Origin of the sequence: Streptomyces montanisoli (assembly GCF_017813245.1) — a bacterium.
Taxonomy (GTDB): Bacteria; Actinomycetota; Actinomycetes; order Streptomycetales; family Streptomycetaceae; genus Streptomyces; species Streptomyces montanisoli.
On the sequence record NZ_JAGIQL010000060.1, the window covers coordinates 14,343 to 35,911 of the forward strand.

Genomic DNA, 21,569 nt, shown 5'->3' on the forward strand with positions numbered 1-21,569 from the left:
GACCCCCGACGTCCCTGATATCGGCCGCCAACCCGTGCCCGGGCCCTGCCACCCGTGTGACCATCGGAGCATGCCAGCCGCCGCCACGCCCCGAGCCGCAGCGACCGAGGAGCCGCCCCCGCGCAAGCTGTACCGCAGCGCGGACGGCCGCTTCCTCGGCGGTGTGGCGCGCGGCCTCGCGGGCCACCTCGGGCTCCCCGTCGTATGGGTGCGGCTCGCCTTCCTCGCGCTGTTCTTCGCCCAGGGGCTCGGCGCGCTGCTGTACGCCGTGTTCTGGATCGTCGTGCCGCTCGGCGTCGGCGGCACGTCCGCCGCCGAGCCCCGGTCGCTCTTCGAGACCACGAGCGACGGCAGGCGCAGGCTGCGCAAGCCCGACAAGGGCCAGGTCTTCGCGCTGGTCGCGCTGGCCGTCGGCGCGGCGATCTTCGTCGGCAACGTGAACATGGGGCGGGCGGGCGCAGGCCGCTACATCTGGCCGATGCTGCTGATCGGCGGCGGGCTCGTGCTGGTCTGGCGCCAGGCGGACAACGCGCGCAGGGCCAGGTGGACGGAGATCGGGCAGCGCCGCCGGGTGCTGCAGGTCGCGCGCGGCGTCGCGGGCGTCGCGCTGGTGGGGCTCGGGCTGACGGTGTTCGTGGTGGTGCGCGGCTCGGCGGCCCAGTTCGGCAATGTGCTGACGGCGTCGATCGCGGTCGTCGCCGGCGTCGGCCTGCTCGTCGGCCCCTGGCTCGTCCGCATGACGCAGGACCTGTCCGAGGAGCGGCTGATGCGGATCAGGGCGCAGGAGCGCGCGGAGGTCGCCGCCCATGTGCACGACTCCGTGCTGCACACGCTCACCCTGATCCAGCGCAACGCCGACGACGGCGGCGAGGTGCGGCGGCTCGCGCGCGCCCAGGAGCGTGAGCTGCGTGCGTGGCTCTACCGCCCGGAGGGCACGGGCAAGGACGAGTCGGAGGAACCCGACACGCTCGCGGAGGCCGTGAAGAAGACGGCGGCGGAGGTCGAGGACCACCACGGCGTGCCCATCGAGGTCGTCGTCGTCGGCGACTGCCCGCTGGACGAGAAGCTCGGTGCGCAGCTCCAGGCCGCGCGCGAGGCCATGGTCAACGCGGCGAAGTACGGTGGCGAGGGCGGCGCGGTCCAGGTGTACGCGGAGGTCGAGGGCCGGACCGTGTTCATCTCCGTACGGGACAGGGGCCCCGGCTTCGACCTCGACGCCGTACCGGACGACCGGATGGGCGTGCGGGGTTCGATCATCGGCAGAATGAAGCGCAACGGCGGCACGGCGGTGCTGCGGACGGCGCCCGAGGGCGGCACGGTGGTCGAGCTGGAGATGGAGCGGGCCGCCGAGACGGGCGCGGGCGCGAACACGGCGGGCGCGGCGGCCGCGGGCGCGGCGGGCGCAAGTGCCGCGGCGGCGGCAGGAAACGAATCGACACGAACGAGGGGCGACAAGGCATGAACAGCGACGACGCACCGGAAGCGCGCCGCGTGCGCGTCGTCCTGGTGGACGACCACCGCATGTTCCGCACGGGCGTGCAGGCCGAGATCGGCCGCACCGAGGAGACTGGCGTCGAGGTCGTCGGCGAGGCGGCCGACGTCGACCAGGCGGTCACGGTCATCACCGCGACGCGCCCCGAGGTCGTCCTGCTCGACGTGCACCTGCCGGGGGGCGGAGGCGTCGAGGTGCTGCGCCGCTGCGGGCCGCTGATGGCCGCGCCGGAGGATCCCGTGCGTTTCCTCGCGCTGTCGGTGTCGGACGCGGCGGAGGACGTCATCGGCGTCATCAGGGGCGGCGCGCGCGGCTACGTGACGAAGACGATCACCGGCACCGACCTGGTGAACTCGATCTTCCGGGTGCAGGAGGGCGACGCGGTCTTCTCGCCCCGCCTCGCGGGCTTCGTCCTCGACGCCTTCGCCTCGACGGACGCGCCCCCGGTGGACGAGGACCTGGACCGCCTCACCCAGCGCGAGCGCGAGGTCCTGCGGCTGATCGCGCGCGGCTACGCGTACAAGGAGATCGCGAAGCAGCTGTTCATCTCCGTCAAGACGGTCGAGTCCCACGTCTCGGCGGTCCTGCGCAAGCTCCAGCTCTCCAACCGCCACGAGCTGACACGCTGGGCGACAGCCCGCCGCCTGGTCTGAGCGCCCGCCACGCCGGCGCGCGCCACGCCGGCGCGCGCCACGTCAGCGCGCCACGTCAGCGCGCGGACGCGTCCCGCCGCGAGCGGTGGCTCGACGTGAAGACCGCGTCCAGCAGGCGGCCGGGAAGGACGCGCGCGAGGGGGACGGTGAACGCGGCGTCCATGCCGAGCGTGTACCTCGTGCGCGGCCGGGCGGCCGTGACCACCTTGGCGATCTTGGCTCCGGCTTTCGCGGCGGGTACGGCGCGTTCGAGGAAGGCGGCGTTCGAGGCGACCGTCGATCTGACGAGATCGCCATAGAGGCGCTGGTGCTCGGCGCTCATCCCGCCGGCGAGTTCGAGGGAGACGTCTCCGCTGCGTGCGGCCATCTCGGTTTTCACGCCGCCCGGCTGGACCACCACCACCTGTACTCCCTGCGCCCTGACCTCTCGGCGCAGGGAGTCGCTCGCCGCTTCGAGGGCGAACTTCGTCCCCGCGTACGCGCCGAAGATCGGGAGGGCGGCCACCCCGCCCACCGAGCTGATGTTGACGATCCTGCCCCGGCTGCGCCGCAGGAACGGCAGGAGCTTCTGGATGACGGCGATGTGCCCGAACAGGTTGACTTCGAACTGCTCACGCCAGAGCTCCAGTGGCAGCACCTCGACCGGTGCGTTGACTTCGATGCCCGCGTTGTTGACCAGGGCGCGCAATGCGCGCCGCTCAGGGTCGTCGGCGATGCGCTGTGCGAGGGCTTCGATGTGCGCGGGGACGGTGATGTCCAGGGTGACCGGTTCGATGCCCTCGGCCCGGATCGCGTCAGCCTCACCGCTGGTTCGCACACCGGCGAGAACGTGGTAGCCGATCGAGGCGAGTGCGTGTGCCGTCGCGGCTCCGATGCCCGTTGAGGCCCCGGAAACGACGACGAGTTCGTTCTTGTGCGGAGCGGCCATGGGACTCAATGTAGCCACCGGAAACAAAGTAGTCAATGGAAACATCTAACGCGTATGCTTGTCCGCATGCCCGAAACCGCCGAACAGCGGCCCTACCACCACGGAAGCCTGCGCGCCGCCCTCCTCGACGCGGCAGAGCGCGGCCTGCGGGAACGCGGCGCCGACCGGCTCTCCCTGCGTGATCTGGCGAGGGAGATCGGCGTCAGCCACGCAGCCCCGCGGCGGCACTTCGCGGATCGCCAGGCGCTGCTCGACGCACTGGCCGAGGCCGGCTTCGTCCGCCTGGGTGCGGCGATGCACGCCGCACTCTCAGAGGGCGACGGCGACGGCGGCGACGACGGGGGCGGCGGCGAGCGCGAGTTCCCCACGCGCGTGCGGGACGCCGTTTCGGCGTTCGCCCACTTCGCCACCGAGAACCCCGCGCTCCACGCGTTGATGAACGCCGGCAAGCACCGCCCGGGAGCGACCCGGGTCGCCCAGGCCGCCGCGTCCGCCTTCGCGCAGATGTACGACCTGATCGAAGAGGGGCAAGCGAACGACACGCTGCGACAAGGCGATCCGGAAGAAATCGGGATCATCCTCTACGCCACCGTTCAGGGCATCACCACCATGGTCAACAACGGCATGATCGACGCGGCACGCCTCGACGGGCTCATCGACACCGCGGTCGCGCTGTTCCTGCGAGGTGCACGCCCGCCCGGCCGATGAGATCGCGGCCCGTGCGCCGTCTACCTCTCGACGAAGGGAGCGCACCATGCGCGAGATCATCGTTTGCACGTTTCTGACGCTGGACGGCGTCATGCAGGCGCCCGGCGGTCCGGACGAGGACCCCGAGAGCGGCTTCGAGCAGGGCGGCTGGCAGAAGCCGGTGTCCGACGACGAGGTGGGCGCGGCCACCGCCGATTGGTACGAGGGCTCCGACGCGATGCTGCTCGGCCGCAAGACCTACGACATCTTCGCCTCGTACTGGCCCACCGCCGACCCCGCCAACCCGTTCACCGCGCGGATGAACGGCATGCGCAAGTACGTGGCGTCCCGGACCCTGACGTCCGTCGAGTGGCAGAACTCCACGCTGCTCGAAGGCGACATCGTCGATGCCGTGCGGAGGCTGAAGGACTCCGACGGCGGCGACATCCAGGTCGTCGGCAGCGGCGACCTCGCCCAGACCCTCATGCGCCACGGCCTCGTCGACGAGTACAGGTTGACGATCCATCCGGTGATCGTCGGCAGCGGCAAGCGGCTGTTCGCGGACGGGGCGATCCCGACCGCGCTGGAGCCGGTCAGCGCTTCGACGACGAAGAGCGGCACGATCGTCGCCGTCTACCGGACGAACGGGGCGCCCGGCCACGACAGTTACTAATGGCGCCCGGCCACGGCAGTTACTAGAGGTCGATGACGACCTTGCCGCGTACGTGCCGGCCGGCCTGGAGCTCGGCCGCGCGGCGGATCTGCTCGATCGGGAAGCTCGCCGCGACGGGCACCCGCAGCCGGGCCGCCGCGACCAGGCGGGCGATCTCCTCCAGGGAGCCGGCGGGCGCGTTCGCGCCGTTGCCCGCCGTCACGCCGTCGACCTGCGCGGCGATGGTGCAGATGCGGCTGTCGGGGACGCCGAGTTCCCTTGCGACGTGCACGGTCTCCACCCCGTGCAGATCGATGGCGGCGGTGATGCCGCTGGGGGCCAGGGCGCGGACCCGGTCGGCCAGGCCGTCGCCGTACGCCACCGGCTCGGCGCCGAGGTCGCGCAGGTAATCGGCGGATGTCGCAGAGCCGGTCCCGATCACGCGCGCTCCCGAGATCCGCGCCAGCTGGACGGCGAACACCCCGACCCCGCCCCCCGCGCCGCCGATCAGCACCGTGTCGTCCGGTCCGGGGCCGACCGCGGCGAGGGCGGCCGACGCCGTGCGGCCCGCGATCGTCAGGGTGGCGGCGATGCGGTCGTCGACGCCGTCGGGCGTGTGGTGGGCCTCGTTCGCGGCGGTCCCCCCGGCCGGGTCGACCACGACATAGTCGGCGACGGCGCGGGAGAGGGCGCCCCCGAACACCCGGTCGCCGGGTGCGTAGCCGGTCACCCCGTCGCCGACCTGGTCGACCACGCCCGCGTAGTCGGTGCCGAACCCGGCCGGCAGGCTCAGGCCGAACCGGGCGGCCGTGTCCGCGTCGGCGGTCATGATCCAGTCCATCGGGTTCAGCCCGGCCGTGGTGACCCGCACACGGATCTGTCCGGGACCGGCCTGCGGCGCCGGGACCTCGCGGATGTCCAGCACTTCGGGACCGCCGAACGCGTCGAGCTGGACGGCCCTGCTGCCGCCGGCGGTTGATTGCTTGCTCTGTGCCTGCATGCGGCGCCTGTCTCCTTGATGCCGAGGGGAAGGTTTCGGACGTCTCGAAACAACGAAACGGACTATGCTCCGTTTACATGAACGACCCTAACATAAACGGAACGCGTTCCGTTTCCGATGGCCCCGGGGCCCGCACGCCGCGGGCGGACGGGGCCCGCGCGCCACGAGCGGACGCGGCCCGCAACCGCGACCAGCTGCTCGCGGTGGCCACCCGCGTCTTCATGTCGGCCGACGGCGAGCCGTCGATGCGCGCGATCGCCCGCGAGGCCGGGGTCGGCATCGCCACGCTCTACCGGCACTTCCCGACCCGCGAATCACTGGTCGACGCCGTCTACCAGGACCAGGTCGCGCGGCTGACGACCGGCGCCCACGGGCTGCTCGGCGAGCTCGCTCCGGCCGCGGCGATGCGGCGCTGGATGGACCTGTTCGGGGACTGGATCGCCGCCAAAAACGGCATGCTGGACACGCTGCTCGCGATGGTCGAAGCGGGCGAGATCGCCCACGCGCGGACGCGGACGGAACTGCTCACGGCCATCACCACGATCCTCGACGCGGGCCGCGAGGCGGGCGACCTCCGCTCCGACGTCACCGCCGAGGACGTCGCCGCCTCGCTCATCGGCGTCTTCACCGTGGCCCCCCGGCCCGGGCACGACGCCAGGGCCGGCCGCCTGCTCGACCTCCTGATGGACGGCCTCCGGCCCGCCGCACGCGGTCCCGCCGCACGCGGTCCCGCTGCCCGCGGCGAGGGCGGCCACTAGAGCGGCGCCGCCGGCGCGCCGCGGCCGTCACGGTCGGTGGCCGGCCCCCGGCTGGAGATGGCTGCGTTCGCCGTTGTGGTCGAGGATCATCAGGATCTCGGCCGGGCCCTGGTCGCTGCGCAGGGTGTGGGGCGTCATGGTGGCGAACGAGGCCGCCTGGCCGGCCTCGACGCGGATCACGCGCTCGCCGAGGTACAGGACGATGGCGCCGGACAGCACGGTGAACCAGTCACGGCCGGGATGCACGCCCAGGTCGTCGGGTGTGACGCCGCCCGCCTGTTCGGTGATGCGCATCTTGCCGACGGTGAGCCCCTGCGGGCCGTTGTCCTGGGTGAGGAGCCAGGTGGTCAGGCCGCGGGTCTCGTCGCGTTCGGGCCGGATGACGACGTCGGAGTCGTCAGGGGACTCGACGAGCTCGTCGAGGGACTTGCCCAGCGCCGCGGAGATGGCGCTGAGCTGGTCGAGGCTGATGCGTCGGTGCCCGGTCTCGATGCGGCTGAGCTGCGACGGGCTGATGCCCGCGCGCTCGGCCAGGTTGTCCAGGGACCAGCCGCGCGCCTTGCGCAGGGACCGGATCCGCATCCTGACGGTGGCGTCCAATGTCGATTCTTGCTCCACAGGCAAGAGCCTATGACACGACGACAATGATCGCCTTACCGTCGGGGCCATGAACACACAGCACGGCATTCACGGCATTCACGGCATCCACGGCACCAACGCGCATGACGGGCACGACCGGGCCAGTGGCTCCGACATCGCGATGGCTCAGCTGCTCGAACTGGACGCCGAGGTCCTCGCCTCCCATCTCGCCGAGCTGACCGCCTTGCTCGCCGATCACGCCGACCCCGCCCCTGCCAGGATCCTGGACCTGGGCAGCGGCCCCGGCACCGGCAGCCTTGCCCTCGCGCGCCGCTTCCCCGCCGCGGAGGTGACGGCGGTGGACGTCTCCCCGCAAATGCTGCACCGCCTGCGCAAGCAGGCCGCCGCGCACGGTGTCGCCGACCGGATCAGCACGGTCGAGGCGAACCTGGACGGGTCCTGGGACGTGATCGGTGAGAGCGGGCCGTACGACCTGATATGGGCCGCCTCGTTCCTGCACCACGTGGCCGACCCGGCCCGCACGTTCGCCCAGGCCTTCGAGCAGGTGCGGCCCGGCGGGCTCGTCGCCGTCACCGAGATGGACTTCTTCCCCCTGTACCTGCCCGAGGACACCGGAATCGGCCGGCCCGGCCTTGAGGCCCGCCTGCACGCCGCCACGAACACCCAGCCGCCCCATGAATGGAGCGATCACCTCAAGGACGCCGGGTTCACCCTCAAGGAGCGGCGGCCCTTCGAGATACGCCTCGACAGCACCCAGGCAGGCCCTTCCCTGAACGCCTACGCCCAGGCGTCCCTGGCCAGGCTGCGCTCCCACGCCACCGATGTCCTCGACGCGGACGACCTGGCCGCCCTTGACGCCCTGCTGGACGAGACCCAGCCGCACGGCATCGCGCACCGCGACGACCTGCGCGTGCACACCACCCGCACCACCTGGATCGCCCGCCGCCCCTGAATCGGAGTGCGTCATGAGCACCGCATCCGCTGCGGCCCTCAAACCCGAGGGCACGGCAGCACCACACCGTGGCCGCATCCTGGCCATGCTGGGTCTGGCCCAGCTGATGGTGGTCCTGGACACCACCATCGTGAACATCGCCCTGCCCTCGGCCCAGGCCGACCTCGGCTTCTCCGACGGCTCCCGGCAGTGGATCATCACCGCCTACGCGCTGGCCTTCGCCGCCCTGCTCCTGCTCGGCGGACGGCTGGCCGACCTCTTCGGCCGAAAACCGGCCTTCCTCATCGGCGCGGGCGGCTTCGCCATCGCCTCCGCACTCGGTGGCCTCGCACCCTCCTTCACGGTCCTGGTCACCGCCCGCGCCCTGCAAGGCATCTTCGCCGCACTGCTCGCCCCCGCCATCCTGTCCCTGCTGAACACCACGTTCACCGAACCCAGGGAACGCGCCAAGGCGTTCGGCGTCTTCGGCGCGATCGGAGCCTCGGGTACGGTCCTCGGCCTGCTGATCGGCGGCACGCTGACGCAGTTCCTGGACTGGCGCTGGACCATGTTCATCAACGTCGCCTTCGCCGCCGTCGTCACCGTGAGCGGGACGAGGCTGCTGGCCCACACGCGGGACAAGGCGGACTCCCGGCTCGACCTGCCCGGCACCGTGGCCATCTCGACCGGCCTCTTCGCCCTGGTCTACGGGTTCTCCAACGCCGAGTCCCACTCCTGGAGTTCGCCCCTGACGTGGGGTTTCCTCGCCGCGGGCGTCGTGCTGATCACCGTGTTCGCCCTCTGGCAGCGCCGCTCGAAGGACCCGCTGCTGCCCCTGAGCGTGCTGCGTGACCGGGACCGCGCCGCCGCGTTCGCCGCGCTCCTGCTCACCGGCGCGGGACTGTTCGGCGTCCTGCTGTTCCTTACGTACTACCTCCAGATCAACCGCGGCTTCAGTCCCGTCACCACCGGGCTGGCGTTCCTGCCGATGATCCTCGCGATGATGTCCGTCGCCCAGGTCTCCACCACGAAGCTCCTGCCCGCCCTCGGGGCGAAGAGGGTGCTGCCGGCCGGCTTCGCCGTGTCAGGCGCCGGTCTGCTCTGGCTCACCACCATCACCCTCACCTCGAACTACTGGGTCCACGTCCTGCCGCCACTGGTCGTGATCGGCGCGGGACTCGGCGCCATCGTCCCGCCCGCGATGTCGCTGGCCACCCAGCACGTGCCCGCCGAGGACGCCGGCGTCGCCTCCGCGACCGTCAACGTCATGCAGCAGGTCGGCGGCTCCATCGGCACTGCCCTGCTCAACACCCTGGCCGCCGGCGCGGCAGCGTCCTACCTGGTCGGCAAGAACGCCACCGACGCGGCAGTCCAGGGCCAGGCCGCCCTGCACAGCTACACCACCGCCTTCGCCTGGGCGTCCGGCCTGTTCTTCGCCGGAACCCTCATCACGGCCCTGCTCCACCGGCGCAGGGCCTCGGCAACTCCCGCCAGGTAGCGCTCCGTTACCTCGACCGTCCGAACGAGAGTGCTCATGACCGAGATCCACGGCTTCGCCGACGAAGGCTTCGGGCCCGTCGCCGACGCGTTCAAGGACAACTTCACCCGTGGTACCGAAACCGGCGCCGCATGCGCGATCCACCACCGCGGCCGTCTGGTCGTCGACCTGCACGCCGGCCTCGCCGACGAGGCGACCGGACGACCCTGGGACGCGGACACCGTCGCCGTCGCGTTCTCCGCCACCAAGGGCCTCATGGCCCTGTCCGGCTACATCGCACAACAACGCGGCCTGCTCGACTTCGACGCCCCCGTCACGTCGGTGTGGCCGGAGTTCGGCGCCCACGGCAAGGAACACACCACGATCCGCGATGTGTTCGCCCACCGCGCCGGCCTGGTCGCCCTCGACGCGGACCTGACCTACGAGGACCTCTCGCGTTGGTCACCCGTCATCGCCGCCATCGAAGCGCAGAGCCCGCAGTGGAAACCCGGCACCGACTTCGCTTACCACGCGCTGACCTTCGGCTGGCTCACCGGCGAGATTCTCCGACGCGCCACCGGCCTGCGCCCCCACGAACTCCTGGCCGAGTACCTTGCCGCTCCCTTGGCGGCCGACGCCTGGATCGGCCTCACCGCCCACGTCGAGCCCCGCGTGGCCACCGTCCACCCCGCACCCGAGGACACCGGACCGGAAGCGCTCGCCCTCTACGAGAAGGTGATGAGCATGCCGGCCCTCGTCAGGTCGGTGACACTGGGCGGAGCACTCCCGGCCGGATTCCTCGACGGCGGCCCGACCGACTTCAACTCCCCGGCCAATCACGCGATGGAGATCCCCGCGGCCAACGGCATCATGTCCGCGACCGCCTTGGCCAGGATCTACGCAGCGGCAGTGTCCACCGTCGGCGGCACGCCCCGGCTCCTCAGCGACCGGAGCATCACCGACGCACTCACACCGCGCTCAAGCGGCGACGGCTGGCCCGGCGTCCTCACACCGCCCGGCATCCGCTTCTCCACCGGCTTCCTCGTCAACGGGTTCCCGGGCCGTCCCCTCCTCTCCGACGCCTCCTTCGGCCACGACGGAGCCAGTGGCAGCCTCGGCTTCGCCGACGCCGGCGCCGAGATCGGATTCGGCTACCTCAACAACCGCATGGCCAACCCCGGCGACGAACGGGCCAACCACCTCACGGCAGCGCTTCGTCGCGCCCTCGCGTCAACGCACTGAGCGGTCCGGGCGCAACTCGAACCAGACCGTCTTGCCGATCCCGCACGCCCTGGGCGCCGCGCCCCAGCGCGTCGCGAGCGCGGTGACGAGGGCGAGGCCGCGCCCCGTCTCGTCGTCCGACGCCGCGTGCCGCACGCGCGGCAGCGCGGCGCAGGCGTCGGACACCTCGACGCGCAGGGACCCGCCGTCGCTGTCGAGCCGCACCCGTGTCCAGATCTCCCGCCCCTGGGCGCAGTCGGCGTGGCGCAGGGCATTGGTGACGAGTTCGCTCAGCAGCAGGACGGACGTGTCCGTCACCTCGTCGGGCACTTTCCACTCGGCCGCCTGCACGGAGAGCAACGACCGGGCGCGCGCGACGCTGCGGGGATGACGGCTGAAGTGCCACTCGACCTCGTGATTCATGTGACGCAGAGTGCCGGGATGGGTCATGCTTGAGCAGTCACGAAGCGTGTACGGAGGGTGGTTGTACCCATGGAGAACACCCCGCCGCCGATGGCCTGGCGATACTGCGGCAACCAGATCAAACGCTGGCGCGAGCGCTCGGGGGTCACCCGCGAGACGCTGGCGGACGAGGCCAGTTGCTCGTACGAGTACGTCAAGTCGATGGAGACGGGCAGGCGCCGGCCGACGCTGCATTTGCTGCGCGTGGCGGACGAGTTGTGTGAGGCGGGCGGGTTACTGCTGGCTGCGCAGGAGTACTTGCGGCCGGAGAAGTATGTGTTCTACGCCGAGGACTTCATTCGCTACGAGTCGGAGGCGATCGCCGTCTCCTCGTACGAACCGCTGCTGATCCCTGGCCTTTTGCAGACCGAAGAGATGGCTCTCGCCTTGCTTACCGCAGACTGGCCGCCGCTTGACGATGAAACGGTCCGGGTACGGGTCGCGGGGCGGCTGGAGCGGCACAGCCTTCTTGGCAAGGCCACCCGCTCGTACAGCTTCGTAATCGCGGAGGCGGTGCTGCGCGACCCGATCGTGCCCCTGGCCGCACACAAGCGGCAGTTGCTCCACCTACTGGAAGTGGGAAAGCGACGCAATGTGATGATCCAGGTTCTCCCCACCGGCATCGCGAGCCCGGGACTCAGCGGCCCGCTGGCGCTGTTGGAGACGCCGGACCACGAACAACTCGCTTACGAAGAAGGACAGCTGTCGGGCATGCTGTATGCCGACCCGGACAAGGTGTCCCTCGCTACGCAGCGCCATGCCATGATCCTGCGGCAGGCTCTGAGTCCGGAGGAGTCGGCGCGCTTCATCAGCAAGTTGGCGGAGGAGCTATGAACACCGACCTGACCTGGTTCAAGTCCAGCTACAGCAACACCTCGGGCGGCAACTGCGTCGAGGTCGCCCTGGCCTGGCGGACGTCGACGTACAGCAGTACAGGCGGCGGCGAGTGTGTCGAGGTCGCCACCTGCCCCGGCGTCGTGCACGTGCGGGACTCGAAGCTCAGGGATAACGGCCAGTTGGCCGTCCCGGCCGCTTCGTGGGCGGATTTCGTCGCGTTCGCGCGGCGCGGCTGAGACTCGGGATTCGGGGGGCGGGATCCGAGCGTCTTCCCCAAGGATGGGGAGGTTGGTTCTTGACCCACCCACCCTCCCAACCCCGTGCGTACCCGGAAGGGTTACATTTCGTGGTTGGCTTGCCACGCCGCGTGGCCACCGTCTAGCTTTCGTCGTGACAATGAACGACCCCGGCAGGTGTACTCAGCACCAAACCGGGGTCTGACCTCCAAGATCGAAGGAACCGATCTCGTGGCTGACACGAACCTTAATGCTGCCCCTCGTGCGTACGCACATCCCCAGGCCAGTCCCGGCTATGGAAAGCAGGACGCCTCCGGCCAAGGCCCGCGCCGCACGCGCGACTTCGATGGCCTGCCGGTGCGCGAGGCGTATCTCGCCGCCTTCATCGACGCCCTGCCGGAAGGCTCCGCGATCGACGTGAAGTCACTCGCCAGAGCGCAGCCGCTGTACGGCCAGCAGGCCGTCGGGTCCGCACTGCGCGCGCTGTCCGGCGCAGGATTTCTGCACCGCTTCAGAGAGAACGTCGGTGTCGGTGGCCGCATGCGGTGGGTGTGGCGCACGTACTTCTCACGCACGGCCCGCGACGGCGCCTGGTGGGCGCGGTTCCTGGCGGGCGACGCCGTCCAGGACGACCCGGAGCGGCGGCAGGAGCGGCCTGCGCCGGACCCGGAACCGAAGCCCGAGCCGGAGCCCGAGCGGCAGCCGGGCAACGCGCCCGCGCCACGGTCGGAGGCGTACGACGTGCTCGCCACCCTCGGCCGCGTCGACCACCGCCTCGTGCTGTCCGCCCGCGAATGCACGGCGTTGGAACCGGACGCGGCTCAGTGGCTGGCGCGCGGGGTAGATCGGGCCGGAATCGTCCAGGCGCTGACGTCGGGGCTGCCGCAGACGGTGATGTCCCCGGGCGGCCTGGTCCGCTGCCGTCTGCGGGACAAGCTCCCGCCCGAGCCCGTGGCCATCGGAGCCCCCGCGCAGGCGGGCACGCGGCACATGACGTGCACGAAATGCGGGGCGCCCGGCGGGCCCGTGTCGCTGGTCGACGGGGTCTGCCGCGCATGCCGCACCCTGCCCCCGGAGGACGTGCACCGCTACGTACAGCTGCTGCGCGCGCCGCTCACGGCGGCCGGGGTCCCGGGCTGACGCCCGGGGGCCCGGGTCAGCGTGCGCACGTCCACTGTGTGGCGTACGCCTTGCCGTTCGCGTCGATCAGGATGCCCCTGATGCACTCGTCCGGCGCCGTCGAGAGGCGGCCGGAGAGTTGTGTGCTGCCGTGCAGCGTGCTGCTCGTGCCGAACCAGTTCGCGAACGCCGTCAGCCGCTGGTCCCTGCGCTGGTAGCCCAGGCGTACGCGCGACTCGTGGCGCTCGTCGTACTGGACGTAGCGCGTGGTGAAGGCGCCCGCGCCGCCGATCGGGCCCTCGATGCACAGGCGGCCCGACGGCAGGTCGCCGCAGCCGTCGGGTGGGACCCGCATCGGGGCGAGTACGAGGAGGGAGCCCGCTGCGAGGCACATTCCGGTCGCTCTGACGGCGATGGCTCGTCTCACGGCAGGTCCGTCCCTTCCTCGCGGCGTCTCCGCGACCCGTCCCGCGGTCGCGTCGCCGGCTCGGCTGCGCCCATCGTGACCCGCTCGCGGGCGGGCGACACCCGCTGTTACGCCGGTCGGGTGGCGCCCGCGAACGGCATCTCGTCGATCGGGGCCACCCGCACGGGCGCGCCCGGGTGCGGGGCGTGGATCATCTCGCCGTGGCCGATGTACAGGCCGACATGGCTGACGCCGGAGTAGAAGAACACCAGGTCACCGGGTTGGAGCTGGGACTTCTGCACGCGTCGGCCCGCGCCGATCTGCGTGTACGTCGTGCGCGGCAGCGACACGCCCGCCGCCTTCCACGCGGCCTGCGTGAGCCCCGAGCAGTCGAAGGCGTCCGGGCCCGTCGCGCCCCACACGTACGGCCTGCCGAGCGCGCCGCGCGCGTACGCGACGGCCGCGGCCGCGCGCGCGTTCGGTGCCGGCGTCGTCGTGTCGCCCTGACCGTCCGCGTACCCGCCCGCCTCGTACCGGGCGCGCTGCTGCGCGCTGAGCCGGGCGAGCAGCCGCTTCGCGTCGGCGAGCTTGCCGTTGACCTCGGCCTTCTGCCGCGCCAGCCGCTCCTGCTGCGCGGTGAGGGTGGCGAGCCGGCCGTCCGCCTGGGTCCTCAGCCTGCGCAGGTGCGTCAGCGCGTCGCTTACGCGCTGGACCGCCTGCGCGTTCCGCGATCCCGCGCGCTCCGCGATGGACGCGTCCTCCAGGAACGTCTCCGGGTCGCCGGAGAGCGCCAGCCGCATGGCGGGTGCGAGGCCTCCCGAGCGGTACTGGGCCGACGCGATGGCGCCCAGCGCGCCCCGCGCGGTGTTCAGCCGGTCCGTCGTCCGCGCGGCCTCGTCGCGCAGGGAGTTCAGCGAGGAACGGGTCGCGTCGACGTCGGCCTTCGTGCCGTTGTACTGCTGCGTCGCGGCCTCCGCCTGCCGGTACAGGCCGTCCACCTCGGTCTTGACCTGGGCGGGTGTCTGCCGCGGCTCGGCCTGCGCGGCGCCGCCCGACGCGGTGGCGGCGGTCGCGGCGGTGGTGGCGCCCGCGAGTGCCAGGGTGGCGAGGGATGGTCGCGGGCGCTTCTTGGGTTTTCGGTGCGCTGGCATGGGAGGACGCTAAGCGTCCAGGTCACGAACCGGGCACGGAAAGCGAGGAACTGGCGTGACCTGAGGGAACCTGTCGCTTCTGTGGTGGTCTTTGCTCGCCGTGCGACTGGTGGTGTCTGCGTGAGCCCTGGGCGCGTGAATCCTGTGTTTGTCAGCCCGGGCGCACCGCGCCGTAGATCGGCATGACGTAGATCGACTCCTTGCGGACCTCGGCGCCCGGGTGCGGGGCGTGGATCATCATGCCGCCGCCGATGTACATACCGACGTGGCTGATGTCCGAGTAGAAGAACACCAGATCGCCCGGTTGCAGGTCGTCCGTCGAGACGCGGGTGCCCGCGTTGACCTGGTCGTACGTGGTGCGCGGCAGGTCCACGCCCGCCGCTCGCCAGGCGGCCTGCGTCAGCCCGGAGCAGTCGTACGAGCTGGGGCCGGTGGCGCCCCACACGTACGGCTTGCCCAGCTGCGCGCGGGCGAACGCCAGCGCCTTGCCGGCCTTCGTCGAGCTGCTGCCCGTGCTGCCGGTGCCGGTGCCGGTGCCGGTGCCGGTGCCGGTGCCGGTGGAGGTGCCCGTACTCGTGCCGGAGCCGGACGAGGTGGTCTTCGTGGACTGGTCGTCGGCCTGCCGCTTCTTCGCCTCCGCCGCCTTGGCCTGCGCCTCGCGCGCCTCCTTGGCCGCCTTGGCCTGCGCCTTCTTGCGGGCCTCGGCCTCCTTCTCCTTCTCCAGGGCCGCGAGCCGCGCCTTCTCCTGCGCCGTGAGCTTCGACAGCAGCGCACGCGCGTCCGACAGTTTCCGCTGCACGTCACGCTTGCTCGTGCGCAGCTTCTCCTGCGACGCCGTCAGCGACGACAGTTGCTTCGACGCCTCCGTCCGCTTCTTCGCCGCAGCCGCCTGCGCGTGCTGGAAGTCGGCCAACGCGGCGTTCTGCCGCGCGCTCAGGCGGCCCATCAGCTGCGTCTGCTCGAAGTAGGCCTGCGGGCTGTCGGAGAACATCAGCGCCTCGGTCGGCGTGACCGCGCCCTGCCGGTACTGCTGTGCCGCGAACATCCCCAGTCTTCGCCGCGCGTCGTTCATGCTGTCCGCGCGCTGCGCGATGTCGTCGAGCATCGCGTCCAGCGCCTTGCGCTGCTTGGCCGTGGACTCCTTCGCGCGGTCGTAGTCCTCGGTCGCCTTGCCGGCCTGCCTGTACAGGTCGTCGACCCGCCCCCGCACCTCCTCGATCGACGGGCGCGGCTTCGTCGGCGCCGCGGTGGCCGTCTGCGTCGAGAGCAGCGTGACGGAGGCGAGCGCGGCCGTGGTGATGCCCACGGCGGGGGAGCCGGCCCGGACGATGCTGCGGTTGCGCGACTTGCGGTGCGATGCCACGGCGGCATCTCCTTCCAGGCGCTCCGAGGGGGTCGGGGTGCGCCGGTGTGGTCAGAGTGACGTGACGCGGGCAGAGGTGCGTGAGGTACGTGAGGTGCGTGAGGTGCGTAGGGGGCGACCGTTGACGGTGGGGCGACCACTTGACGGAGCACGCTAGCGGCAGCGAATGCCGCTGGGAAGGCCGATGGTCGATTGGTCCGATACATTCCCGAGACTTTTTCGTGACCTCTTGGAGAGGTGGGGAGGACGGGGAGAGGCGGGGACGGGCGGGGACAGGCCCGGGCGGGCCGTCTCGGCCGGACTCCCAGCGGGCTGTCGGAGGGACGCCCTAGACTCGGAGAGCGATGAGCAGCCTCTTTGACGACAATTTCCTTGCGGACCTCCAGCCCCCCGGCGAGGAGCCCCCGCCGCCCGAGGACACCGCTTCCGAGCAGGTGCCCGACGACCTCTTCGAGGGAGCGTTCCACGTGCCCGCGGCCAGGGATCCCTACCACCGCGACGGCGCCCCGCGCACCGTCGTGGACCCCGCCGTGCTGCTCGAAGGGCTCAATGAGGAGCAGCGCGCCGCCGTCGTACACACGGGCTCGCCGCTGCTCATCGTCGCCGGCGCGGGATCCGGCAAGACGCGCGTGCTCACGCACCGCATCGCCCACCTGCTCGCCACGCGCAACGTGCACCCCGGCCAGATACTGGCCATCACGTTCACCAACAAGGCCGCCGGCGAGATGAAGGAGCGCGTCGAGCAGCTCGTCGGCCCGCGCGCGGGGGCCATGTGGGTGATGACGTTCCACAGCGCGTGCGTGCGGATCCTGCGGCGTGAGTCGAAGAGGCTCGGCTTCACGTCGTCGTTCTCGATCTACGACGCCGCCGACTCGAAGCGGCTCATGGCGCTCGTCTGCCGCGACCTGGAACTGGACCCGAAGCGGTACCCGCCGAAGTCGTTCTCGGCCAAGGTCTCCAACCTCAAGAACGAGCTCATCGACGAGGAGACCTTCGCGGGGACCGCGGCTGACGGCTTCGAGAAGACGCTCGCCGAGGCGTACCGGATGTACCAGGCGCGGCTGCGCGAGGCCAACGCGCTGGACTTCGACGACATCATCATGACGGCCGTGCACCTGCTGCAGGCGTTCCCCGACGTCGCCGAGCACTACAGGCGCCGATTCCGGCACGTCCTGGTCGACGAGTACCAGGACACCAACATCGCCCAGTACACGCTCGTCCGCGAGCTGGTCGGCGCCGCCAGCGTGGACACGTCGACGGGCGAGGCGCACGACCCTGCCGAGCTGTGCGTCGTCGGTGACGCGGACCAGTCGATCTACGCGTTCCGCGGCGCCACGATCCGCAACATCCTCCAGTTCGAGGAGGACTACCCGGACGCGACGACGATCCTGCTGGAGCAGAACTACCGCTCCACGCAGACGATCCTCAGCGCGGCCAACGCCGTCATCGAGCGCAACGCGGGCCGCCGCGCGAAGAACCTGTGGACGAAGGCGGGCACCGGCGCCCAGATCACCGGCTACGTCGCGGACACCGAGCACGACGAGGCCCAGTTCGTCGCGGACGAGGTCGACCGCCTGATCGACGCGGGCGACGCCAAGGCGGGCGACGTAGCGATCTTCTACCGGACCAACGCGCAGTCGCGTGTCTTCGAGGAGATCTTCATCCGGGTGGGGCTCCCGTACCGGGTCGTCGGCGGCGTGCGCTTCTACGAGCGCAAAGAGGTGCGCGACGTGCTGGCGTACCTGCGCGTCCTCGCGAACCCCGAGGACGGCGTCCCGCTGCGGCGGATCCTCAACGTGCCCAAGCGCGGCATCGGCGAGCGCGCCGAGGCGATGATCGACGCGCTGGCGCAGCGCGAGCGCATCACGTTCGCTCAGGCGCTCGGGCGCGTGGACGAGGCGTACGGCATGGCGGCACGCTCGGCGAACGCGGTCCGGCGGTTCAACGCGCTGATGGACGACCTGCGGACGGTCGTCGAGGGCGGCGCGGGGCCCGCGACGGTGCTTGAGGCGATCCTCGAACGTACGGGATACCTGGCGGAGTTGCAGTCCTCGACGGACCCGCAGGACGAGACGCGCATCGAGAACCTGCAGGAACTCGCTTCGGTTGCGCTGGAGTTCGAGCAGGCGCGCGAGCAGGCGGGGGAGGCGGCCGGTGCGCCCGTCGTGGGCGAGGGCGAGGGCGATGCTCCTGCGGCTGAGGGTGATGCCCCCGCGGCAGGCGGCGACGCCCCCACGGCCGAGGGCGAGGCTCCCGCGGCAGGCAGCGATGCCCTCGCGGCGGCCGCCGGAGGCAGCGGCACGCTGGCGGAGTTCCTCGAACAGGTCGCGCTGGTCGCCGACTCCGACCAGATCCCCGACGAGGACGAGGAGGGCTCCGGCGTCATCACGCTGATGACGCTGCACACGGCCAAGGGCCTCGAATTCCCCGTCGTCTTCCTGACCGGCATGGAGGACGGCGTCTTCCCGCACATGCGGGCCCTCGGCGAGACGAAGGAGCTGGAGGAGGAGCGCCGCCTCGCCTACGTCGGCATCACGCGCGCCCGCGAGCGCCTGTACCTGACGCGGTCGTCGATGCGCAGCGCGTGGGGCCAGCCTTCGTACAACCCGCCGTCGCGGTTCCTCGAAGAGATCCCGGGGCAGCACCTCGACTGGAAGCGTACGGGCGCCCAGGCCCCGGCCGGCCCGGTGTCGTCCTCGTCGGGCAGCTCGTTCTCGCCGCTGTCCGGCGGAGGCGGCCGGGGGCTGCGGTCGCGGCCCAAGGGGCAGATCACGGACCGCCCGGTGATCAAGCTCGAAGTCGGCGACCGCGTCACGCACGACAAGTTCGGGCTCGGCACCGTCGTCACGGTGTCGGGCTCCGGCTCCGAGACGCAGGCGGAGATCGACTTCGGCGACCCGAAGCCGAAGCGGCTGCTGCTGCGGTACGCGCCGGTCGAGAAGCTGTAGCCGGACCCGGCGGCGGCTGAGTCGGCGCCCATATGTGAAGGGGGACACGATGACCACGCATGCCCAGGCCGTCGACCAGGAGCTGATCGAAGCGGCGGCGCACGTCGCCCGTACGCGCTGCCGGGGCGACAACCACACCATGGCGGCGGCGGCACGCGCCGCCGACGGCCGGATCGTCACCGGCGTCAACGCGTACCACTTCACGGGAGGGCCGTGTGCCGAACTGGTCGTCATCGGTGCGGCGGCCGGGCAGGGCGTGTACGAGCTGGACACGATCGTCGCCGTGGGCGACCGCGAGCGGGGCGTCGTCCCGCCGTGCGGCCGATGCCGGCAGGTGCTCCTCGACTACTACCCGGGGCTCAAGGTCATCGTCGGCGCGGGCGACCGCCTGCGCGCCGTGCCCGTCGCCGAGCTGCTGCCGGAGAGCTACGTCTGGGCGGACCACCAGCTCGACGCCGGTTGAACGCCGGGCGGTAGTGCCTCCTGCCGGGCCGGTTACGTCGGGTCGAGGCCGTGGCTGCGCAGCCAGGGCAGCGGGTCGATGGCGGCGCCGCCGTGCGGGCGCACCTCGAAGTGCAGGTGCGGACCCGTGGTGTTGCCCGTGTTTCCCGAGTACGCGATGACGTCGCCGGCCTTGACCGAACCGGAGCGCACCCGCGTGCTGCTGAGGTGGCAGTACCACGTCTCCGTGCCGTCGGGCGCGGTGACGATGGCCATGTTGCCGTAGCTGCTGTTCCACTGCGTGCGGACGGTGCCGTCCGTGGCGGCCATCACCGGGGTGCCGGTCATGACGGGGAAGTCGATGCCCGTGTGCACGGACATCCAGTTGACGCCTGCCTGGCCGAAGTAGGCGCTCAGGCCGCGCCGCTTGACGGGCAGCAGGTACTTCGGCCTGGCGGCCTCCTTGCGGGCGGCCTCTTCTTCGCGCTTCTTCTTCTCGGCCGCCTGGCGCGCCTTGAGGTCGATGCGCTCCTGGGTGCGGCTGGCCCGGTCGCCGAAGTCCCTGGCGTCCGCGTTCAGCGCCGCCAGCTGCGTGTCCAGCTTGTTGTTCGCGGCGATCGGCTTGACGTCGGCCGGGTCGGCGGCCGCGCTGGCGGTGTCGTCCTGCTTTCCGTCACCGCCGCCGATGGCCCCGACGGACGCGGCGGCGATCCCGGCGACGCCCATGACGCAGGCGGACGGCACGGCGATCGTGAACAGCGCGGAGCGCTTGGCGGGCGCGCGGCGGCGGCTGTGGGTCGCTGCCGCACGGCGGGTGCTCGCGCGCGGCGCCGGGTCCGGTGCGGACGCGGGCGCTACGGGCGACCCCGCGGGCTCGGGCTCCGCCTCGACCGGCTCCGCCTGGACCTGCTCCGCCGGAGGCGCCATCTCGGCGACGAGGGTGTCCTGGGAGGCGTACCAGGCGGCGTCATGGGCGGCCGGGGCCTCGTCGGCGCCTGCCTGGGGCAGTACGGCCCACTGCACCGTGGGCTCGTACGCGGTCGGCGCCTCGTGGTAGCCCCAGGCGTCCTGAGCGTCGTAGCCACCGCCGAGGGTGTCCGTCGGGTCGTGGCCGTACGCGTACGGGTAGTCGGCGGGCTGACCGGCCCATGCGGCGGCGGGGGCGGCGGCGTAGGCGTGTTGGTGGTCCGCGTACTGCTCTTCGTACTGACGTGTGTACTGCGCCGTGCCGTACTGCTGGGGCTGGTCGGTGTACCGCTGCGCGTCGTAGCCGTCGGGGAGGGCGCCGAAGAGGGGGTCGGTCTCGTAAGCGGCGTAGCCGGCTTGGGCGTGCTGGTCGTTCACCAACTTCTTCCTCGCCTCGACAGCAATGGCGGCGACTGTACCCGGCGGTACGTGACGGCGACAATCTTCTGAAGGGTTCGACGGCCCGGAAAACGGGCAATCACCTGTCTTTTCCCAGGTGCCGGGCCATCGGTCGGAGCGATGTTCGAAATGGGCCATGTGATTTGGCCCATGCATGGCACCGCGAAATGGCGACCTGAGAGATGCTGGGGATAACGTTCGTTCACTTGGTCCGTTGGTCCGTGGTGGTGTCGTGAGTGGAGGCAGTGATGGGTGTGACCGGTCCGATCCGCGTGGTGGTCGCGAAGCCGGGCCTCGACGGCCACGACCGTGGCGCGAAGGTCATCGCGCGCGCCCTGCGTGACGCGGGCATGGAGGTCATCTACACGGGGCTGCACCAGACGCCCGAGCAGATCGTCGACACGGCGATCCAGGAGGACGCGGACGCCATCGGGCTCTCGATCCTCTCCGGTGCGCACAACACCCTGTTCGCGAAGGTCATCGAGCTGCTGCGGGACCGTGACGCGGCGGACATCAAGGTGTTCGGGGGCGGGATCATCCCCGAGGCCGACATCGCGCCGCTGAAGGCGCAGGGCGTCGCGGAGATCTTCACGCCGGGGGCGACGACGACGTCGATCGTGGACTGGGTGAAGGGGAACGTCCGGGAGTCCGCCGAGGCGGAGGGTGGGCGGGGTCCCGGGGGCTGGGAGCCGCGGCCCGCGGCCCCGGGCGCGCGGCGGCCCCGGCGGCCGGCCGGGGCCGCGGGCGCCCGGGCCGGGTCGGGAGGGCGGGGGCCCGGAGGCCAGGCGCGCGGGGGGGGCGGGAGGCGGGCTCGCGCCGAGAGGGGGGGGGGGGGGGGGGGG

Annotated in this window: 20 protein-coding genes and 2 pseudogenes; 14 read left to right on the forward strand and 8 right to left on the reverse strand. The window is 71.5% G+C overall.

What is annotated here, in order from left to right; translation table 11 throughout:
* Nucleotides 1-70 precede the first annotated feature (70 nt).
* Nucleotides 71-1,351: pseudogene (locus JFN87_RS16355) on the forward strand (PspC domain-containing protein); the annotation flags it as partial.
* 107 nt (nucleotides 1,352-1,458) lie between these two features.
* Nucleotides 1,459-2,145 (forward strand): LuxR C-terminal-related transcriptional regulator, encoded by a 687-nt coding sequence (locus JFN87_RS16360; RefSeq protein ID WP_209340809.1) that lies wholly within the window; start codon nucleotides 1,459-1,461, stop codon nucleotides 2,143-2,145.
* A 55-nt stretch (nucleotides 2,146-2,200) separates the two neighbouring features.
* Here JFN87_RS16360 and JFN87_RS16365 read toward each other — a convergent pair whose 3' ends face one another.
* Nucleotides 2,201-3,073 carry an SDR family NAD(P)-dependent oxidoreductase gene (locus JFN87_RS16365; RefSeq protein WP_209340810.1) on the reverse strand — a complete coding sequence of 291 codons (873 nt, stop codon included), beginning with the start codon at nucleotides 3,071-3,073 and terminating at the stop codon, nucleotides 2,201-2,203.
* Nucleotides 3,074-3,139: 66 nt separating this feature from the next.
* Between JFN87_RS16365 and JFN87_RS16370 the strand changes: the two genes are divergently transcribed.
* Both JFN87_RS16370 and JFN87_RS16375 read left to right on the forward strand, forming a co-directional pair.
* Nucleotides 3,140-3,781, forward strand: a complete 642-nt coding sequence (locus JFN87_RS16370; RefSeq protein ID WP_209340811.1) for a TetR/AcrR family transcriptional regulator — start codon at nucleotides 3,140-3,142, stop codon at nucleotides 3,779-3,781.
* Between the two features lie 46 nt (nucleotides 3,782-3,827).
* Nucleotides 3,828-4,433 (forward strand): dihydrofolate reductase family protein, encoded by a 606-nt coding sequence (locus JFN87_RS16375; protein WP_209340812.1) that lies wholly within the window; start codon nucleotides 3,828-3,830, stop codon nucleotides 4,431-4,433.
* A gap of 22 nt (nucleotides 4,434-4,455) precedes the next feature.
* On the opposite strand, the gene JFN87_RS16380 is transcribed toward JFN87_RS16375, so the two are convergent.
* Nucleotides 4,456-5,412 carry an NADP-dependent oxidoreductase gene (locus JFN87_RS16380; RefSeq protein WP_209340813.1) on the reverse strand — a complete coding sequence of 319 codons (957 nt, stop codon included), beginning with the start codon at nucleotides 5,410-5,412 and terminating at the stop codon, nucleotides 4,456-4,458.
* A gap of 77 nt (nucleotides 5,413-5,489) precedes the next feature.
* Between JFN87_RS16380 and JFN87_RS16385 the strand changes: the two genes are divergently transcribed.
* Entirely contained in the window at nucleotides 5,490-6,170 is a 681-nt protein-coding gene (locus tag JFN87_RS16385) for a TetR/AcrR family transcriptional regulator (RefSeq protein ID WP_209340814.1), read from the forward strand.
* Nucleotides 6,171-6,197: 27 nt separating this feature from the next.
* Here JFN87_RS16385 and JFN87_RS16390 read toward each other — a convergent pair whose 3' ends face one another.
* Nucleotides 6,198-6,752, reverse strand: a complete 555-nt coding sequence (locus JFN87_RS16390) for a helix-turn-helix domain-containing protein (protein WP_209340826.1) — start codon at nucleotides 6,750-6,752, stop codon at nucleotides 6,198-6,200.
* Between the two features lie 85 nt (nucleotides 6,753-6,837).
* Between JFN87_RS16390 and JFN87_RS16395 the strand changes: the two genes are divergently transcribed.
* The 3 genes from JFN87_RS16395 to JFN87_RS16405 are packed head-to-tail and all read left to right on the forward strand — an operon-like array spanning nucleotide 6,838 to nucleotide 10,420.
* On the forward strand, nucleotides 6,838-7,722 hold the full coding sequence (locus JFN87_RS16395) for a class I SAM-dependent methyltransferase (protein WP_245179955.1): 885 nt from the start codon (nucleotides 6,838-6,840) through the stop codon (nucleotides 7,720-7,722).
* A 13-nt stretch (nucleotides 7,723-7,735) separates the two neighbouring features.
* Complete coding sequence (locus JFN87_RS16400; protein ID WP_209340815.1) at nucleotides 7,736-9,199, forward strand: MFS transporter; 1,464 nt, start codon at nucleotides 7,736-7,738, stop codon at nucleotides 9,197-9,199.
* A 36-nt stretch (nucleotides 9,200-9,235) separates the two neighbouring features.
* Nucleotides 9,236-10,420: a serine hydrolase domain-containing protein gene (locus tag JFN87_RS16405; protein ID WP_209340816.1), complete on the forward strand. Its 1,185-nt coding sequence runs from the start codon at nucleotides 9,236-9,238 to the stop codon at nucleotides 10,418-10,420.
* Here JFN87_RS16405 and JFN87_RS16410 read toward each other — a convergent pair.
* On the reverse strand, nucleotides 10,409-10,822 hold the full coding sequence (locus JFN87_RS16410) for an ATP-binding protein (protein WP_209340817.1): 414 nt from the start codon (nucleotides 10,820-10,822) through the stop codon (nucleotides 10,409-10,411). The genes JFN87_RS16405 and JFN87_RS16410 overlap by 12 nt on opposite strands.
* 69 nt (nucleotides 10,823-10,891) lie before the next feature.
* Between JFN87_RS16410 and JFN87_RS16415 the strand changes: the two genes are divergently transcribed.
* From JFN87_RS16415 to JFN87_RS16425, 3 genes are all read left to right on the forward strand, one after another.
* Nucleotides 10,892-11,695, forward strand: a complete 804-nt coding sequence (locus JFN87_RS16415; RefSeq protein WP_245179957.1) for a helix-turn-helix domain-containing protein — start codon at nucleotides 10,892-10,894, stop codon at nucleotides 11,693-11,695.
* A complete protein-coding gene (locus JFN87_RS16420) occupies nucleotides 11,692-11,934 on the forward strand; it encodes a DUF397 domain-containing protein (RefSeq protein WP_209340818.1) in 243 nt (80 codons plus the stop codon). Before JFN87_RS16415 ends, JFN87_RS16420 begins: the two co-directional genes overlap by 4 nt.
* Nucleotides 11,935-12,165: 231 nt before the next feature.
* A complete protein-coding gene (locus tag JFN87_RS16425; RefSeq protein ID WP_209340819.1) occupies nucleotides 12,166-13,074 on the forward strand; it encodes a hypothetical protein in 909 nt (302 codons plus the stop codon).
* Nucleotides 13,075-13,090: 16 nt separating this feature from the next.
* Here the strand turns inward: JFN87_RS16425 and JFN87_RS16430 are convergent, their stop codons facing one another.
* From JFN87_RS16430 to JFN87_RS16440, 3 genes are all read right to left on the reverse strand, one after another.
* On the reverse strand, nucleotides 13,091-13,447 hold the full coding sequence (locus JFN87_RS16430) for a hypothetical protein (protein WP_209340820.1): 357 nt from the start codon (nucleotides 13,445-13,447) through the stop codon (nucleotides 13,091-13,093).
* Between the two features lie 140 nt (nucleotides 13,448-13,587).
* Nucleotides 13,588-14,610 carry a C40 family peptidase gene (locus JFN87_RS16435; protein ID WP_209340821.1) on the reverse strand — a complete coding sequence of 341 codons (1,023 nt, stop codon included), beginning with the start codon at nucleotides 14,608-14,610 and terminating at the stop codon, nucleotides 13,588-13,590.
* Between the two features lie 151 nt (nucleotides 14,611-14,761).
* Nucleotides 14,762-15,973 (reverse strand): C40 family peptidase, encoded by a 1,212-nt coding sequence (locus JFN87_RS16440; RefSeq protein ID WP_209340822.1) that lies wholly within the window; start codon nucleotides 15,971-15,973, stop codon nucleotides 14,762-14,764.
* A 344-nt stretch (nucleotides 15,974-16,317) separates the two neighbouring features.
* On the opposite strand from JFN87_RS16440, the gene JFN87_RS16445 reads away from it, so the two are divergent.
* Nucleotides 16,318-18,921 carry an ATP-dependent DNA helicase gene (locus tag JFN87_RS16445; protein WP_209340823.1) on the forward strand — a complete coding sequence of 868 codons (2,604 nt, stop codon included), beginning with the start codon at nucleotides 16,318-16,320 and terminating at the stop codon, nucleotides 18,919-18,921.
* A gap of 49 nt (nucleotides 18,922-18,970) precedes the next feature.
* On the forward strand, nucleotides 18,971-19,384 hold the full coding sequence (locus tag JFN87_RS16450; RefSeq protein WP_209340824.1) for a cytidine/deoxycytidylate deaminase family protein: 414 nt from the start codon (nucleotides 18,971-18,973) through the stop codon (nucleotides 19,382-19,384).
* A 32-nt stretch (nucleotides 19,385-19,416) separates the two neighbouring features.
* Here JFN87_RS16450 and JFN87_RS16455 read toward each other — a convergent pair whose 3' ends face one another.
* A complete protein-coding gene (locus JFN87_RS16455) occupies nucleotides 19,417-20,706 on the reverse strand; it encodes a M23 family metallopeptidase (RefSeq protein WP_209340825.1) in 1,290 nt (429 codons plus the stop codon).
* 269 nt (nucleotides 20,707-20,975) lie between these two features.
* On the opposite strand from JFN87_RS16455, the pseudogene icmB reads away from it, so the two are divergent.
* Nucleotides 20,976-21,377, forward strand: a pseudogene (gene icmB / locus JFN87_RS16460) (coenzyme B12-dependent isobutyryl CoA mutase small subunit); the annotation flags it as partial.
* Nucleotides 21,378-21,569 lie beyond the last annotated feature (192 nt).

Excerpts from the sequence above, each read along its gene's own strand:
- JFN87_RS16360 (WP_209340809.1), top strand. The coding sequence starts at position 1,459 with ATGAACAGCGACGACGCACCGGAAGCGCGCCGCGTGCGCGTCGTCCTG.
- JFN87_RS16365 (WP_209340810.1), bottom strand. The coding sequence starts at position 3,073 with ATGGCCGCTCCGCACAAGAACGAACTCGTCGTCGTTTCCGGGGCCTCA.
- JFN87_RS16370 (WP_209340811.1), top strand. The coding sequence starts at position 3,140 with ATGCCCGAAACCGCCGAACAGCGGCCCTACCACCACGGAAGCCTGCGC.
- JFN87_RS16375 (WP_209340812.1), top strand. The coding sequence starts at position 3,828 with ATGCGCGAGATCATCGTTTGCACGTTTCTGACGCTGGACGGCGTCATG.
- JFN87_RS16380 (WP_209340813.1), bottom strand. The coding sequence starts at position 5,412 with ATGCAGGCACAGAGCAAGCAATCAACCGCCGGCGGCAGCAGGGCCGTC.
- JFN87_RS16385 (WP_209340814.1), top strand. The coding sequence starts at position 5,490 with ATGAACGACCCTAACATAAACGGAACGCGTTCCGTTTCCGATGGCCCC.
- JFN87_RS16390 (WP_209340826.1), bottom strand. The coding sequence starts at position 6,752 with ATGCGGATCCGGTCCCTGCGCAAGGCGCGCGGCTGGTCCCTGGACAAC.
- JFN87_RS16395 (WP_245179955.1), top strand. The coding sequence starts at position 6,838 with ATGAACACACAGCACGGCATTCACGGCATTCACGGCATCCACGGCACC.
- JFN87_RS16400 (WP_209340815.1), top strand. The coding sequence starts at position 7,736 with ATGAGCACCGCATCCGCTGCGGCCCTCAAACCCGAGGGCACGGCAGCA.
- JFN87_RS16405 (WP_209340816.1), top strand. The coding sequence starts at position 9,236 with ATGACCGAGATCCACGGCTTCGCCGACGAAGGCTTCGGGCCCGTCGCC.
- JFN87_RS16410 (WP_209340817.1), bottom strand. The coding sequence starts at position 10,822 with ATGAATCACGAGGTCGAGTGGCACTTCAGCCGTCATCCCCGCAGCGTC.
- JFN87_RS16415 (WP_245179957.1), top strand. The coding sequence starts at position 10,892 with ATGGAGAACACCCCGCCGCCGATGGCCTGGCGATACTGCGGCAACCAG.
- JFN87_RS16420 (WP_209340818.1), top strand. The coding sequence starts at position 11,692 with ATGAACACCGACCTGACCTGGTTCAAGTCCAGCTACAGCAACACCTCG.
- JFN87_RS16430 (WP_209340820.1), bottom strand. The coding sequence starts at position 13,447 with ATGTGCCTCGCAGCGGGCTCCCTCCTCGTACTCGCCCCGATGCGGGTC.
- JFN87_RS16435 (WP_209340821.1), bottom strand. The coding sequence starts at position 14,610 with ATGCCAGCGCACCGAAAACCCAAGAAGCGCCCGCGACCATCCCTCGCC.
- JFN87_RS16445 (WP_209340823.1), top strand. The coding sequence starts at position 16,318 with ATGAGCAGCCTCTTTGACGACAATTTCCTTGCGGACCTCCAGCCCCCC.
- JFN87_RS16450 (WP_209340824.1), top strand. The coding sequence starts at position 18,971 with ATGACCACGCATGCCCAGGCCGTCGACCAGGAGCTGATCGAAGCGGCG.